Raw genomic sequence first — 15811 nt, forward strand, 5'->3', positions numbered from 1 at the left:
GATTGCCGCCTTACTGAACACTCGTTTAGTATGGCCTCAAGTCGCATCACCTCAGACTCATCACAATAATTCGAGGACTCCCATGACCACTCAATCGTCGCTGCTCAGCCAGGTCGAAGCAGGCGTTGCCTGGATCACCCTCAATCGCACTGCCCAGCGCAATGCGCTGGACATTCCGACGCTGAAAAACCTGCATGGCTTGCTCGACGGTTTCAACGCCGATCCGGCAGTGCGCGTGGTGGTGCTCACCGGTAGCGGCCGCAGCTTCTGCGCCGGCGCCGACCTCGATGAATGGGCCGATGCCGAAGCCCGGGGCGCCCTGGAAACCTACGGCTGGACCGAAACCGCCCACGCCTTGATGACCCGCCTGCACAGCCTGGAAAAACCCACCATCGCCGCCATCAACGGCACCGCCGTCGGCGCCGGGATGGACCTGACCCTGTGCTGCGACCTGCGCATCGCCGGGCAATCGGCACGCTTCAAGGCCGGCTACACCAGCATGGCCTACTCGCCGGACGCCGGCGCCAGTTGGCACCTGCCGCGCCTGATCGGCAGCGAACAGGCCAAGCGCCTGTTGTTCCTCGACGATATGTGGGGCGCCGACCGTGCCTTGGCCGCCGGTCTGGTCGGCGAAGTCTGCGCCGACGATCAATTGCTGACCGTTACCGGTGAACTCGCTGCACGCCTGGCCAGCGGCCCGACCTTCGCCTTCGCCCAGACCAAAAAACTCATGCGTGAAGGCGCCGACCGCAGCCTGCCGGAACAACTGCAAGCCGAACTCGCCGCCGGCCTGCTCTGCGGTCGCAGCGCAGACGGCAACGAAGCCCTGCGCGCCGCCATGGAAAAACGCCCGGCAGCCTTCGTCGGCCGCTAACCCCGACTTTCTTTGGCCGTGCACACCCATCTGTAGGAGCTGGCTTGCCAGCGAAGGCTTTTAGCTTCGCCCCCATTCGCAGTTAACGAACAACAGGTAGCAGCATGAATTTCCAACTGACCCAAGAACAAGAAATGTTGGTGGACTCGGTACGCAGCTTCGTCGAGAAGGAACTGCTGCCCTATGAAGAACAAGTCGACCGCGCCGACGAGGTCTCCCCGGAGCTGGCGGCGCAGATTCGCGGCAAGGCGATCGCCGCCGGTTTCTACGCCTTCAACATGCCTGAAGAAGTGGGCGGTGGCGGCCTGGACTATCTGTCCCAGGCGCTGATCGAACGTGAGCTGTCCAAGGTGTCCTGGGCGCTGCACGTGTTTGTCGCGCGGCCGTCGAAAATCCTCATGGCCTGTACCGGCGACCAGATCAACGACTACCTGTTGCCGTGCATCCAGGGCGAGAAGATCGACTGCTTCGCCCTGACCGAACCGGGTGCCGGCTCCGACGCCAATGCGATCAAGACGCGTGCCGTGCGTGAAGGCGACGACTTCATTCTCAACGGCAGCAAGCATTTCATCAGCCACGCCGGCCACGCCGATTTCGCCATCGTCTTCGCCGTGACCGACACCTACGAACACAACGGCAAAAAGCGTAACGCCGTGACCTCGTTCCTGGTCGACCGCAACACCCCGGGCATGACCATTCGCCGCGGGCCCAAGTGCGTGAGCAACCGCGGTTACCACACCTTCGAAATGTTCTTCGACGACTGCCGGGTGCCGGCCAGCAAAGTGCTGGGCGAAGTCGGCAAGGGTTGGGAGGTGGCCAACGCCTGGCTGACCGCCGGGCGGGTGATGGTCGCGGCCAACTGCGTCGGTCAGGCCCAGCGCGCACTGGATGTGTCGCTGCAATGGGCGGCGGACCGCAAGCAATTCGGCCAGCCGATCGGCACTTACCAGGGCGTGTCGTTCAAGCTCGCGGACATGGCCACGCAAATCCGCGCCGCCGAACTGCTGACCCTGCACACCGCCTGGAAAATGGACCAGGGCACCATGACCGATGGCGAGGCCGGCATGGCCAAGCTGTTCGCCAGTGAAGTGCTCGGTCGTGCCGCCGATGAAGCGGTGCAGATTTTCGGCGGCATGGGCCTGATGGACGAAGGTCCGGTGGAGCGCATCTGGCGCAACGCGCGGATCGAGCGGATCTGGGAAGGCACCTCGGAAATCCAGCGCCACATCATTTCCCGCGAGCTGCTGCGGCCGCTGTTGCGCTGATCGGCCCGGAGAATTCCCATGTCCCAAACCATTCGTGACAACCTCAAACGCATGCTCGCGCCGCAACACGTGGCGTTCGTCGGCGGCCGCAGCATGGCTCGCGCCCTCAAACGCTGCGCCGAGGGCGGCTACCAAGGGCAAATGTGGCTGGTCAACCCGCAACACGACAGCCTTGAAGGTGTGCCGTGTGTGCGTAGCGTTGCCGAGTTGCCTTGCGGCCCGGATGCAGTCTTCATCGCCACCAACCGCGAACTGACCCTGACCTGCGTGGCCGAACTGGCCGCCATCGGCGCCGGCGGCGCGATCTGCTACGCCTCCGGCTTCGCCGAAACCGGCGCCGAAGGCCAGGCCCTTCAACAGCGACTGCTCAAGGCCGCTGGCGACATGGCCTTGCTCGGTCCCAACTGCTATGGCCTGCTTGACTACCTGCACAGCTGCGCGCTGTGGCCGGTGGCCCATGGCGGCAAAGCGGTGGAGAAGGGCGTGGCGGTGCTCACCCAGAGCGGCAACTTCGCCTACAACCTGTCCATGAGCGACCGTTCGCTGCCGGTGGCCTACATGGCCTCGGTCGGCAATCAGGCGCAACTGGGAATCGCTGAACTGATGGACGTGTTGCTCGACGAGGCGCGCGTCACCGCCATCGGCCTGCATCTGGAAGGCCTGAAGAACGTGCCGGGTTTTGCCCGCGCCGCGCACAAGGCACTGGAGAAGGGAGTCCCGATCATTGCCCTGAAAACCGGCGTGTCGCAGATCGGCGCCGAACTGGCCTTGAGTCACACCAGTTCGCTGTCCGGCTCCGATGCGCTGTATGACGCGTTGTTCGACCGTCTCGGGGTGATCCGTGTCAGCGGCCCGGTGAGTTTTGTCGAAACCCTCAAGGCTGCCGCCTGCGGCAACCTGCCAGCGGGCAACAGCCTGATCGCGCTGGCCTGCTCCGGTGGCGACGCCGGGTTGATTGCCGACTACGCCGAACGCAACGACCTGGGTCTGCCGAAACTCGATCAAGGGCAGGTCGGCGAACTCGCGCAAGTGCTGCCGACCTACGCCAACCTGGTCAACCCGCTGGATTTCACCACGGCGATCTGGGGCGACGGCGAAGCCTTGAACCGCATGCTCGACAGTGCGCTGCGTACCGAAGCCGACGCGGCGATGCTGGTGCTCGACTACCCCTCGGAGTTCACCGGCGAGCGCAAGGAATGCGACCTGCTGCTGGAGTTGTACTGCGCGGCACTGCAACGCCACGGCAAGACCGGCTTCGTCACCTCGGCATTCCCCGAGCTGCTGCCGGCCCATGCCCGCGAGCGTCTGCATGCGCAAGGTGTTGCGGCATTGCAGGGGGTTGAAGATGGTCTGGCCGCGTGGGGCCGCATTGCCGGTTATCAGCGCAACCGGCAGGCCTTGTTGGCTTTGGGCGAATCGGCACTGGTTCCGCTGTGCCCGCGCGCATTGAAAGGTGAGGGGCGTTTACTCAATGAGTGGAACTCCAAACAGGCGTTGAAAGCCTTTGGCCTGCCGACGCCCAACGGCGTATTGAGCACCCCGGACATGGCCCTGAAGGACGCCGAAGCATTGGGCTATCCGCTGGTACTCAAAGCGGTCAGCGCTCAACTGCCACACAAGACCGAGGCCGGTGCCGTGGCGCTGAACCTCTTGGACAGCGCGGCATTGAGTGCTGCACTGGAGAAGATGCGCGCCAGCATCGCCGCATACGCGCCGGGCGTGCCGTTCGATCACGTGTTGCTGGAGCCGATGGCCAAGCCGCCACTGGCCGAACTGATCGTCGGCATCAAACGCGAAAACGATTTTTGCCTGGCCTTGGTGATTGGCGCAGGCGGCATTCTGGTGGAGTTGCTCAAGGACAGTCGCAGCCTGTTGCTGCCGACCACAGACGGCGCGATCCGCAATGCCTTGCTCAGCCTGCGCAGTGCGCCGTTGCTGCAAGGTTTCCGTGGTCGCGAGTTTGCTGACCTGGACGCCTTGGTGAGGGCGATCCGCGCGGTGGCCGATTACGCCTGCGAGAACGCCGCACACCTGCTGGAACTCGATGTGAACCCATTGTTGGTCGGTGCCCAGGGCACAACTGCGGTCGATGCGTTGATTCGTCTCGGCCAGGAGTGAGGACATGAATATGCAAAGCAAAACCTTGACCGGTGGCCAGGCCCTGGTGCGTCTGTTGGCCAACTACGGCGTCGATACCGTGTTCGGCATCCCCGGCGTACACACCCTGGAGCTGTATCGCGGCTTGCCCGGCAGCGGTATTCGCCACGTGCTGACCCGCCATGAGCAGGGCGCCAGTTTCATGGCCGACGGCTATGCCCGGGTCAGCGGCAAACCCGGCGTGTGTTTCGTGATTACCGGCCCCGGCGTGACCAACGCCGCCACCGGCATTGGCCAGGCCTACGCCGACTCGATTCCGATGCTGGTGATTTCCAGCGTCAACCACAGCGCCAGCCTCGGCAAGGGCTGGGGCAGCCTGCACGAGTGCCAGGATCAGCGGGCGATGACCGCGCCGATCACCGCGTTCTCGGCCGTGGCGCTGACCGCCGAAGACCTGCCGGAACTGATCGCCCGGGCCTACGCGGTGTTCGACAGCGAGCGCTCGCGCCCGGTGCACATCTCGGTGCCGCTGGACGTGCTGTCGGCGCCGATTGCCCGTGACTGGAGCAATGAGGTGGTGCGCCGCCCGGGTCGCGGCCCGGCATCCGCCAGCGCAATCGATCAAGCCGTGGCCAAACTCAACGCTGCCAAACGCCCAATGATCATTGCCGGTGGCGGTGCGTTGAACGCCACTTTGCAGCTACAGGAAATCAGCACCCGGCTCGCTGCGCCGCTGTTCACCAGCGTCGCTGGCAAAGGCTTGCTGCCGCCGGATGCGCCGCTCAATGCCGGTTCGTCCCTGTGTGTGGAACCGGGCTGGAAGCTGATCGCCGAGGCCGACGTGGTGCTGGCGGTCGGCACCGAAATGGCCGATACCGACTACTGGCGTGAACGCCTGCCGCTGACCGCCGAACTGCTGCGTGTCGACATCGATCCGCGCAAGTTCAACGACTTCTATCCGTGCGCGGTGGCATTGCATGGCGATGCACAACAAACCCTCAGTGGGTTGCTTGAGCGCCTGCCATCCGACGTACGCGACGCCGGCGCAGCCACTGCCTCGGTCGCCACACTGCGTGAAGCGGTCAAGGCCAGCCATGGCCCGCTGCAGTCGATCCATCAATCGATTCTCGACCGTATCGCCGCGGAGCTGCCGGACAACGCGTTCATCAGCACCGACATGACCCAACTGGCCTACACCGGCAACTACGCCTTCGACAGCCTGGCCATCCGCAGCTGGCTGCACCCGACCGGCTACGGCACCCTGGGCTATGGCCTGCCGGCCGGCATCGGCGCCAAGTTCGGCGCGCCGCAACGGCCGGGCCTGGTGCTGGTGGGCGACGGTGGTTTCCTCTACACCGCCCAGGAACTGGCCACCGCCGTGGAAGAACTGGACAGCCCGCTGGTGGTGCTGCTGTGGAACAACGACGCCCTGGGGCAGATTCGCGACGATATGCTCGGCCTGGATATCGAACCCATCGGCGTGCTGCCGCGCAACCCGGATTTCGCCGCCCTCGCGCGTGCGTTCGGCTGCACCGTGACCCAGCCGCAAAGCCTGACCGAGTTGCAGACCGACCTGCGCCACGGCTTCAAGCGCAACGGCGTGACCCTGATCGAACTCAAGCATGCCTGTGCGCAGTGATTTGCATTTTAAGGGGATGAAGCCATGCGCTTTTCCGATCTGACTCAACGAATCGCCGGTGACGGCGCCGCCGCGTGGGACATTCACTACCGCGCCCTGGCACTGCGCGAGCAGGGCGAAGACATTCTGCTGTTGTCCGTGGGCGATCCGGATTTCGACACGCCACAGCCTATCGTGCAGGGCGCCATCGACAGCCTGCGCAGCGGCAACACTCACTACGCCGAGGTGCGCGGCAAGCGTGCCCTGCGTGAAGCCATTGCCAGGCGTCATCAACAGCGCAGCGGCCAATCCGTTTCGGCGGATCAGGTCACCGTGCTGGCCGGGGCGCAATGTGCGCTGTTCAGCGTGGCCCAATGCGTGCTCAATCCGGGTGACGAAGTGATCGTCGCCGAACCGATGTACGTCACTTACGAAGCGGTGTTCGGTGCTTGCGGTGCCGTGGTGGTGCCAGTGCCGGTGCGTTCGGAAAACGGTTTCCGTGTGCTGCCCGAAGATGTCGCCGCGCGCATCACCCCGCGCACCCGGGCGCTGGCACTGAACAGCCCGCACAACCCGTCCGGCGCGAGTCTGCCGCGCAGCACCTGGGCCGCGTTGGCTGAGTTGTGCATCGGTCACGACCTGTGGCTTATTTCCGATGAGGTCTACAGCGAACTGCTGTTTGAAGGTGAGCACGTCAGCCCGGCGAGCCTGCCGGGCATGGCCGAACGCACCGCGACCCTCAACAGCCTGTCGAAATCCCACGCCATGACCGGCTGGCGCGTCGGCTGGGTGGTGGCGCCGCCATCCCTGGCCGCGCACCTGGAAAATCTTGCGTTGTGCATGCTCTATGGCTCGCCGGATTTCATTCAGGACGCCGCCGTGGTGGCCCTGGAAAGCAACCTGCCGGAACTCGATGCCATGCGCGAAGCCTATCGCCAGCGTCGCGACCTGGTGTGCGACAGCCTGGCCGATTGCCCCGGCGTGCGGGCGTTGAAACCCGATGGCGGGATGTTCGTGATGCTCGATATCCGCCAGACCGGGCTCAGCGCCCAGGCGTTTGCCGACCGTCTGCTGGATCGCCATGGCGTGTCGGTACTGGCTGGCGAGGCCTTTGGTCCGAGCGCGGCGGGGCACATTCGACTCGGTCTGGTGGTCGGTGCCGAACCGCTACGTGATGCCTGCCAGCGCATTGCTCGTTGTGCTCAAGAATTGATGGAGGCTCGGGTTAATGCTTAACCACAAGACACTGTTTATTGATGGCCGCTGGCAGAAACCTTCGGGGCAGGGCATCGCCGAGGTGATCAACCCGGCCACCGAGCACGTGTGCGGCTGCGTGCCGCTGGGTGATGAACTCGATGTCGAAAACGCCGTGGCGGCTGCACGCCGGGCCTTCGCTTCATGGTCGCGCACGCCCTCCAGTGTGCGTGCCGGCTACATCCGTGCACTGGCCGATCAACTGCGCAATCGTGCCGACGAGATGGCCGCGGTCATCACCACGGAACTGGGCATGCCGGTGCAATGGTGCCGCGCGGTGCAGGTCGATGGGCCGATCAGCGGCCTTGAGCAGTACGTCGAACTCGCTCATCTCATGGACGAAGTGCGCGAAGTCGGCAATTCGCTGGTGATTCGCGAAGCGGTGGGCGTATGCGCGTTTATCAACCCGTGGAATTACCCGCTGCATCAATTGATCGGCAAACTGGCCCCGGCACTGGCCGCCGGTTGCACCGTGGTGGTCAAACCGAGCCAGGAAACCCCGCTGCATGCCTTCCTGCTGGCGCAGATGATCGAGGACATCGGCCTGCCGGCCGGGGTGTTCAACCTGGTCAGCGGCCCGGGCTCGAAAGTCGGCGAAGCGCTGGCCAAGCACCCGGACGTGGACATGGTGTCGTTCACCGGTTCCACCGGCGCCGGGGTACGGGTCGCGCAAGCGGCGGCTCCTTCGGTAAAGCGAGTGTGCCTGGAGCTGGGCGGCAAGTCGCCGCTGTTGATCGCCGAGGATGCGGATCTGGCAGCGGCCGTGCGCTACGGCGTGCAGGACGTGATGATCAACTCCGGTCAGACTTGTACCGCGTTGACCCGCATGCTACTGCCGGCCAGCCGCTACGCCGAGGCCTTGGAACTGGCGCTCGCCGAAACCCTGAGCCTGCGCATGGGCGATCCCCTCGACCCGCAAAGCTTCCTCGGCCCGATGTGTTCGGCCGGGCAAAAACGCACCGTGCTCGACTACATCAAGGTTGGCCAACAGGAAGGCGCTCGCCTGCTGTGCGGCGGTGACATGCCAGGGCGCGGCTTCTATGTCAGCCCGACGCTGTTCGCCGATGTCGACAACCGCATGCGCATTGCCCAGGAAGAAATCTTCGGCCCGGTGCTGTGCCTGATTCCCTACACCGATGAGGCGCAAGCGATCCAGATCGCCAACGACTCGCCGTTCGGCCTGTCCAGCGGCGTCTGGGCCGGCAGTGCCGAGCGTGCCTTGCAACTGGGCCGGCAGATGCGCGCCGGTCAGTGCTTCCTCAATGGCGCGGCGTTCAATTATCAGGCGCCGTTCGGTGGCTACAAACAGTCGGGTAACGGTCGCGAATGGGGTGAGGAGGGGTTGAACGAATTCGTCGAAGTGAAGGCGATCCAGGTGTGACGGTTGGCGACTCGAACTGTTCATCTCCCACTGCTCCACACCTTCAATCGATACGCTGGAAAAAGTCTAAGGAATTACCATGAAAGTACTGATCGTCCACGCCCACCCGGAGCCGCAATCCTTCACCGCCGCCCTGCGGGACCAGGCTGTCGCCACCCTCGAAGCCCAGGGTCACGAAGTGCAGGTCAGCGACCTGTACAAAATGAACTGGAACCCGGTGGCCAGCGACGCGGACTTCTCGAACCGGGAAAACCCGGAGTACCTGGTCTATGCCCTGGAGCAACGTCTTGGCGTGAAAAGCCAGTCGCTGGCGGCGGACATCCAGGCGGAACTGGACAAACTGCTGTGGGCCGACCTGCTGATCCTCAACTTCCCGATCTTCTGGTTCTCCGCCCCGGCGATGCTCAAGGGCTGGATCGACCGGGTGCTGGTGTCGGGCATCTGCTACGGCGGCAAGCGCTTCTACGATCAGGGCGGTCTGGCCGGCAAGAAGGCACTGGTGACCGTGACCCTTGGCGGGCGCGAACACATGTTTGGCGAAGGCGCGATTCATGGCCCGCTGGAGGACATGCTGCGGCCGATTTTGCGTGGCACCCTGGCTTATGTTGGTTTTGATGTGCTGGAGCCGTTCGTGGCCTGGCACGTGCCGTACATCAGTGAAGAGGCGCGCCAGCAATTTCTGGTTGATTACAGCCAGCGCCTGCAACACCTGAGTGACGATCAGCCACTGGTGTTTCCGAAGCTGGCGCAGTTCGATGACAAGCTCTATCCGCTGACCACCAATGCCTGACTGACACCTCATACCCTGTAGGAGCGAGCCTGCTCGCGATAGCGGTGGGTCAGTAAGCAAGATGTTGACTGACACGCCCTCATCGCGAGCAGGCTCGCTCCTACAGTTCTTTGTGTTGGCTGTCCTATTTGGGGGTGTTTAAGAGGTTGTTTAGCGGGTGTCAGCGTTACGTCTGGCAAGCTACAACGGCTTGCGTCATTGCCTACAGCTACGCCAGAATCCGCCGGCTTGTGCGTCTCGGAGCCGGGTTCTATCGTTTGCCGGTCGCTGCAAAACAGTAGCGATCGGGTTTGGTAGCCCGTCTTCCACATACGCGTAGCATCACCTATGGACAGGCGCCTTTTTGGCAATTGTTTTAATGGTGGCCATGCGTAGGGCGCTCTCGGGCGCGCCGGTTTTTCCATGTGGGCCGGTCTACCAACCTTCGTATGGCCACCACCCATCGTTTGGTAGCGAGAGTGATGGCTCCATTTATCACATATGGAGTTTCACTATGTTCAAAGTCACACCCAATCCCCCGGACACCGATCCGACATCCCCGTACGAAAACCTCGACTCCCAAAAACTCCACGAAGCCGCCGAGCGCGCCCTCGATCATTACCTCACCCCCGGCCTCGGCATCATGGCCACGCCGCGTAAACCCAGCTCCATGTTCATCGTCAATCCCGAGCTCAATGTCGAAACCTTACTGGTGCATGCCTGTGAGTCACTGGCGTCGGCCAATGTCATGGCCAACGATCTGGTGGATCACCTGCAAGGAACAAATCGCAATGCGCTGCTGGGCATTGCGCAGGTGATCATGCTCGGCGAGCTGGCGGTGAACCGGGCGCTGGATCAACTCGATCCGCCTGAATAATCACAAATCTCCAGATCACCGATAGACCTGTAGGAGCTGCGATGCGGCGACCCGACTTGCCAGCGAAAGCGGTGTGTCAGTCGACGTCTATTTTGTCTGACACGCCGCTATCGCGAGCAAGCTCGCTCCCCCACAACACCCATCGCTTGTTCGGAAGTCCTTCTCAGCGGAGCCGTTGAACTACACTTTTCAGTTGCTCCACCCGATCGGCAAGCGACGCATGGCGTCGCTTGCCGCCGCCAGTCGACCCAAAGGCTTGCCCGTTGTGGCAAGCCTGTCGGAGATCATCATGAAAAGGTTTTCACCGGTCAGCCTGTGTATCGCATTGTCGATTTTGAGTAGCCCGGGATGGGCCCAATCGGTGGTGCCGATGAAAGGGCAGAGTTCGCAACAAACCCAGGCAGATATGTCCGAATGCCAGAGCATCGCCAACAGTCAGGCTGCATCGACGTCTTCGACGCCATCGGGCGGGCGGGTCAAAGGGGCGGCCGCGGGGGCTGCTGCCGGCGCCGTGGCGTCTGGTGTGCGCAGTAATCAGCACGATGCGTTTGATGATCGTGTCGACAGTGACGTGAAACAGAACGTCCGCCAGGACCGCGCCAAGGAAACCGCCGCGGCCGGTATGGTTGTCGGTGGTTCGCGTCAGCGTCAGGAGCGCCGGGAGCAATCGAAAACCACGCAGGCGAACACCTCGACGGCCTACACCAGCTGTTTGCAGGGCAAGGGGTATCAGGTCAACCCTTGAGTCAGGTACGCAACACACTGTGGGAGCGAGCTTGCTCGCGATGGCGGCGGCACATTCAACGTCCCGGTGCCTGACCCACCGCTATCGCGAGCAAGCTCGCTCCCACAGGGATTTTCAGTGTTTCGTGAATCCGATCCAGAGCACAGCTTCCGGGGCTCGAGCTCGCTGTTTCAAGGAATCAGACGGATAAGGAAACGGCCTGTAGCTCCAATCTGACAACCGTTCATCGGTGAACTACGCTGCGATACATACCCTCGATCTGAATTTCGTGACGCAAGGATCCGACACATGCGGAGCAGGCTGCTCGCTGGAATGTTTACTGTCTTCGGGATGTTTTGGTCGGTGCAATTGTGGGCCGCAGACGCACCGAAAGTGGTTGAAGCTCCCGTTGAATTGAAAGTGGCCAACCGCAGCATCATGGTGTTTCGCGCGACCCTCCTCGGTGAAGCTCCGGCCTCGCGGGTCAAGCGGGCGAAAGCGGTGATCGGTGAGGCGCTGGACGACGTCGACGATCTCAATGTCTCCATCGACCCGATCATGAAAAGCTACATGGTGCTGCTGGGAAGCCGGCGCGCCTTTATCGTTTCGCCCAGGGACTTTGACGAGACCGAATACGACTCGGTACAGCAGGCCGCCGAAGCCGCGGCTGAAAAGCTGCGCCAGGCGGTGGCCGAAACCCGGGAAGCCCGCAGCCTGCGCTTGATACTCCGCTCGGTTGGCGCTGCGCTGCTGGCCACGGGTATCTACTTGGGCTTGCTGCTGTGCATGTTTTTTTTGCGCCGAAAACTACTGAAAAAACTGCCCGGCCTGATGCACCGCCACACCCAGGCCCTGAAAGTCGGGCGGGTTCCGTTGATCGACGCCAACTTCCTTTATCCAGTGGTCAGCCGCGTGCTGGAATGGCTGCGCTGGGCCATCGTGTTATTGCTCACGTACGAGTGGCTGGGGTTCGTCCTGTCGCGCTTTCCCTATACCCGGCCCTGGGGTGAAAGCCTTAACAACTATCTGCTGGAAGTCGCCGACTATTTGCTGCAAGGCGTTCTCGGGGCCGTCCCCGGGCTTGGCGTGGCACTGGCGATCTTTTTCATTGCACGGGGTGCAACAGCGTTCACTCGCCGGATACTTCGGCGCATGGCCACGCCCGGCACCTTCAGCTGGCTGAACCGCGAAACCCTGCAGCCTACCCAACGCCTGACGTCGCTGGCGATCTGGCTGTTTGCCTTGGCCATGGCTTACCCCTACTTGCCGGGCGCCGGTACCGATGCGTTCAAAGGCTTGTCGGTGTTGGTCGGCCTGATGATCTCGCTGGGCGCTTCCAGCGTAGTCGGCCAGGCGGCGGCCGGATTGATCCTGACGTACACCCGAACCCTGCGTCCCGGTGAGTTCGTACGCATTGGCGAGCACGAAGGGACGGTCACTGAACTGGGCATGTTCACCACAAGCATTCGTACCGGTCTGGGCGAAGTGCTGACCTTGCCCAACTCGATGATCACCGGCGCGGTCACCAAGAACTATTCACGGGTTGTACAAGGCCCCGGTTATGTGGTCGATACCGTGGTCACCATTGGCTATGACACACCGTGGCGGCAGGTCGAGGGCATGTTGCTGGAGGCCGCCAGACGGACACCCGGCATCCTCGAAGTACCGCCGGCGCAGGTGTTTCAAACGGCATTGTCGGATTTCTACCCCGAGTACCGGTTGGTGGCGCAAGCCATCCCCAGCCAGCCACGGCCACGTGCCGTGCTGCTGAGCATGCTGCACGCCAACATCCAGGATGTGTTCAACGAGTACGGCGTGCAGATCATGTCGCCGCACTACCTGGGCGATCCGCAACAAGAGAAATGGGTGCCCAAGGACAAGTGGTACCCGGCACCCGCGCAGGAATCGAAGGAGTCCTGATTTCGCCTGAAAGGGCGCTCGCACCCTGATCGAATTTGGGGCGCAAGCAATGCGCGATGACCATCTATCGTGCTTGACCATCCTGGGTTATCAGATGTGATTTAATCTGGTTCATATTGAAGCAATCTGAATAACGTTAACCGGTATCTGCTGCATCTCGCGGCACGGGAGCAAATGTCATGGCTACTACCGTCAAAACCCGCTCAGTGACGGCACACGTCCCGGTAGACCTGGCCGAACGGGTTGATGCGCTCGCAGAGCGTCTGGATCGCTCTCGAAACTGGATCGTCAAGCAGGCACTTTCAGCGTGGCTGGATCAGGAAGAAGAGCGTAGTCGTCTGACCCGTGAAGCCTTGGCCGATGTGGATGCCGGTCGTGTTATCGACCATCAGGCTGTCCAGGCATGGGCCGAAAGTCTCGGCACAGACTCTCCGTTACCAGTGCCGCGCTGATGGAGTTGAAGTGGACTGGCAAGGCGCTTTCTGATGTAGCCCGTTTGTACGAGTTTCTAGCCACCGTCAATCAACCTGCCGCTGTCCATACGGTTCAACAGCTGATTGCTGCTCCAGGCACTTTGCTGGTCAACCCGCGCATTGGAGAGCGTCTGGAGGAGTTCGATCCGCGGGATGTGCGTCGAATTCTGATCGGCCACTATGAACTTCGATATGAAATTCAGCATTCAACGATCTATCTGCTGCGCTTGTGGCATACACGCGAGCATCGATAGCGCCTGCAAGCAGGATGTCGGGTTGCAAAAAATCATTGCGGGAGCCGGCGGGCGGGGAACGCGCGTTGCGCAGGGTGCGTTGAGCGACCGGCAAGGCCGCTCAGTTGTAGCGGTGTTAAAAAAGCATATAGGCGGATGCGGTCGTCTGGTTCAGGTCGATCTCGCCGACCTCCAGCACTTCGTATTCAGCGCGCAGGCCGATGTTGCGAAAGACATCGACCTCAAGGCCGACACCGTAGGTCAGGTCAACCCCGGTATCGTCGTCGGTGGCATTGCCGTCGGCGTCCCAGGCGTGAGCGCCGACACTGCCGAATACCCGCATCCGATCGCCCAGGGGAAAGCCGACATGGGCCGCAGCCTGGGCCGATTTGCCTTCGAAATCGACATTCTTGTCCTTGAATTGACCGAGATCGACGTAGGCCCCCTCGAAGGCCAGGTAGCTATTGACGCGATACCCGGCATAAACCTTGTAGCTGGTGTCGTCGTCGTCCAGTCTGGATTCGTCGGTCTGAATGCTGCTTACGCCAGCGCCAAGATATAAACCTTTGTCATCAGCGAGCGCTTGAAAAGACAGCAGCGATAGCAGTGAAGCGAAGCCAAGGTTTCGAAGTCGCATGTGTGGTGGAGTCCTTGTACAGGTTTGTCTGGTGTTAGGGTTCGGCGAGCATTTGAGGGGCCGTGAGGGGTTAATAGAAGTCATTGATTGATATTTTTGCGTCGTAAGGCGGGATGTTTGCCGGGCATTGAAAGTAGCGTCTCGCCAGTGCTTGAACAGGCAGCGCTTTGCAGAACAACCAGCCTTGCGCCAATACAACCCCCTCCGAAACCAGGTGCGGCAGTTGCTCCTGAGTCTCGACGCCTTCGGCCACGACCTTGATCCTTAGTGACTTGGCCAACCGGGCGATGTGTCGCCACAAGGCATCCTCGGCAGCGATCTTGTCGTCTGCGATGAATGAGCGATCTATTTTCAGAATGTCGAAAGGCACCGAATCCAGAAGCGAGAGGTTGGAATGGCCGATACCGAATTCGTCCACTGCAATGCGATGTCCACACGCACGAAGCCGTCGCAATTGCAGGGCGGCAGGCTTCTGATCGAGCATCGTCCTTTCGGTGATTTCAAAGGCCATGGCGGACACAGGCATGTTGTAGGTTGCCAGCACGCTGGCCACATAGTCCGGGAAGCTCGGGTCCTGAATATCCTGGGCGCAAAGATTGACCGTAATGTAGAAGTCCTTGCACGCCCAAAGGTAGGTGCTGTAATCCTGCGCCACTTGTCGAATCACCGAACGCGTCAGTTCGTGGATCAAGCCAGACTTCTCCGCCATCGGAATGAACACATCCGCAGGCACATGGGTGCCGTTGTCGCTCCAATGGGACAGTGCTTCGGCACCCACCAGATAGCCCGTCGTCAAATTGACGATAGGCTGGTAGTGAACACCCAGCGTGTTGGCTTTCATGGCATTGCGCAGCCGTACGGCAGTAGAGGTGTAATGCCGTTGGGCACGCCTAGCGAGCAAGAGCAGCGCTGTGAACACGCACGCAAGGCCAATGAATAATTTGAATTTGAGACTTGTCAGGTAACTCAACGGCAGAGAAATGACCGAGATCAGTTCATTTCGGTTGCCCGCAAAGGCGATGAGGACCTTGTCTGCCGAGGTAACCAGTTCTTCAAGGTGGAAGGGCTTGCGCATCTTCAGCGGCTGAGGCCCCGTGGAGGCAATGGGCACTGCGCCGCCGGGGCCGATGAGGTCCAGTTGCAGGTCCTCGGGAAACTTCAAGTTGTCGAGCAGGATCTTCTTGTTTGCCCAGACGTAGGTTGACTGTTCCGACACAATGATGAAGTCGGTGTCCGCAGAAACTGCGTGGCCGGAACCTACCCAATAAGTGCGTCTTCCAATTGAGAACTTGCGCTTCTCATTGCCTGCCAGTAATGAAGGGAGTTCTTGTCCGTAGGAGGAGCAGATCTTGCCATTGGGCAACTGGATTGCCGCTTGATCGACAAATCGCAGGTTTTTAACCAGGTCGGCCAGTTGTGAATATTGCTCGGCGGAGCATTCCTGGCCCGAACGATCGAGATCGCCGAGGGTTTCCAGTACCTTGTCGATCTGCGCATTGGGCTCCACTTGAGCAGCGCGCAGATCGGCGTAAACGTTATTCAACTTCCGTGCAATGAATTGCTCAGCCAGTCCCCCGGCACAAAACCATGCGGCCCAGCCCGCTGCAGCAATCAGACATACAGTGACTGCGTGCCTTCCAAGTAACGCTTTATATGCGGCAACCATCGAAAAACCTCGAGGTATCATTA

At 61.5% G+C, this 15811-nt stretch carries 14 protein-coding genes; 12 read left to right on the forward strand and 2 right to left on the reverse strand.

All coding sequences use genetic code 11. The features are described 5' to 3' along the window. Positions 1 to 82: 82 nt before the first annotated feature. The 12 genes from ACM6IK_RS07105 (at position 83) to ACM6IK_RS07160 (ending at position 13506) form a co-directional block, all read left to right on the forward strand. Entirely contained in the window at positions 83 to 874 is a 792-nt protein-coding gene (locus ACM6IK_RS07105) for an enoyl-CoA hydratase/isomerase family protein (protein ID WP_414873728.1), read from the forward strand. A gap of 104 nt (positions 875 to 978) precedes the next feature. Beyond that, positions 979 to 2139, forward strand: a complete 1161-nt coding sequence (locus tag ACM6IK_RS07110; protein ID WP_108215771.1) for an acyl-CoA dehydrogenase family protein — start codon at positions 979 to 981, stop codon at positions 2137 to 2139. 18 nt (positions 2140 to 2157) lie between these two features. After that, a complete protein-coding gene (locus tag ACM6IK_RS07115) occupies positions 2158 to 4257 on the forward strand; it encodes an acetate--CoA ligase family protein (protein WP_414873729.1) in 2100 nt (699 codons plus the stop codon). A 10-nt stretch (positions 4258 to 4267) separates the two neighbouring features. Next, entirely contained in the window at positions 4268 to 5875 is a 1608-nt protein-coding gene (locus tag ACM6IK_RS07120) for a 5-guanidino-2-oxopentanoate decarboxylase (RefSeq protein WP_414873802.1), read from the forward strand. Between the two features lie 24 nt (positions 5876 to 5899). Next, complete coding sequence (locus ACM6IK_RS07125) at positions 5900 to 7090, forward strand: pyridoxal phosphate-dependent aminotransferase (RefSeq protein WP_414873730.1); 1191 nt, start codon at positions 5900 to 5902, stop codon at positions 7088 to 7090. After that, positions 7083 to 8489: an aldehyde dehydrogenase family protein gene (locus ACM6IK_RS07130; RefSeq protein ID WP_414873731.1), complete on the forward strand. Its 1407-nt coding sequence runs from the start codon at positions 7083 to 7085 to the stop codon at positions 8487 to 8489. Before ACM6IK_RS07125 ends, ACM6IK_RS07130 begins: the two co-directional genes overlap by 8 nt. Positions 8490 to 8568: 79 nt before the next feature. Further along, positions 8569 to 9279: an NAD(P)H-dependent oxidoreductase gene (locus ACM6IK_RS07135; protein ID WP_414873732.1), complete on the forward strand. Its 711-nt coding sequence runs from the start codon at positions 8569 to 8571 to the stop codon at positions 9277 to 9279. A gap of 493 nt (positions 9280 to 9772) precedes the next feature. Continuing rightward, positions 9773 to 10135 (forward strand): DUF6124 family protein, encoded by a 363-nt coding sequence (locus ACM6IK_RS07140; protein ID WP_414873733.1) that lies wholly within the window; start codon positions 9773 to 9775, stop codon positions 10133 to 10135. Positions 10136 to 10424: 289 nt separating this feature from the next. After that, complete coding sequence (locus ACM6IK_RS07145; protein ID WP_414873734.1) at positions 10425 to 10880, forward strand: hypothetical protein; 456 nt, start codon at positions 10425 to 10427, stop codon at positions 10878 to 10880. Positions 10881 to 11168: 288 nt separating this feature from the next. Further along, on the forward strand, positions 11169 to 12779 hold the full coding sequence (locus ACM6IK_RS07150) for a mechanosensitive ion channel family protein (RefSeq protein WP_414873735.1): 1611 nt from the start codon (positions 11169 to 11171) through the stop codon (positions 12777 to 12779). A 179-nt stretch (positions 12780 to 12958) separates the two neighbouring features. After that, positions 12959 to 13231: a CopG family ribbon-helix-helix protein gene (locus tag ACM6IK_RS07155; protein ID WP_414873736.1), complete on the forward strand. Its 273-nt coding sequence runs from the start codon at positions 12959 to 12961 to the stop codon at positions 13229 to 13231. Next, positions 13231 to 13506, forward strand: coding sequence for a type II toxin-antitoxin system RelE/ParE family toxin (locus ACM6IK_RS07160; protein WP_414873737.1), 276 nt, complete (start codon positions 13231 to 13233; stop codon positions 13504 to 13506). The genes ACM6IK_RS07155 and ACM6IK_RS07160 overlap by 1 nt, the downstream gene beginning before the upstream one ends. A 115-nt stretch (positions 13507 to 13621) precedes the next feature. Here the strand turns inward: ACM6IK_RS07160 and ACM6IK_RS07165 are convergent, their stop codons facing one another. After that, complete coding sequence (locus ACM6IK_RS07165) at positions 13622 to 14122, reverse strand: outer membrane beta-barrel protein (protein WP_414873738.1); 501 nt, start codon at positions 14120 to 14122, stop codon at positions 13622 to 13624. Between the two features lie 70 nt (positions 14123 to 14192). After that, complete coding sequence (locus ACM6IK_RS07170; RefSeq protein WP_414873739.1) at positions 14193 to 15788, reverse strand: EAL domain-containing protein; 1596 nt, start codon at positions 15786 to 15788, stop codon at positions 14193 to 14195. Positions 15789 to 15811 lie beyond the last annotated feature (23 nt).

Origin of the sequence: Pseudomonas sp. IT-196MI5 (assembly GCF_949767415.1) — a bacterium.
Taxonomy (GTDB): Bacteria; Pseudomonadota; Gammaproteobacteria; order Pseudomonadales; family Pseudomonadaceae; genus Aquipseudomonas.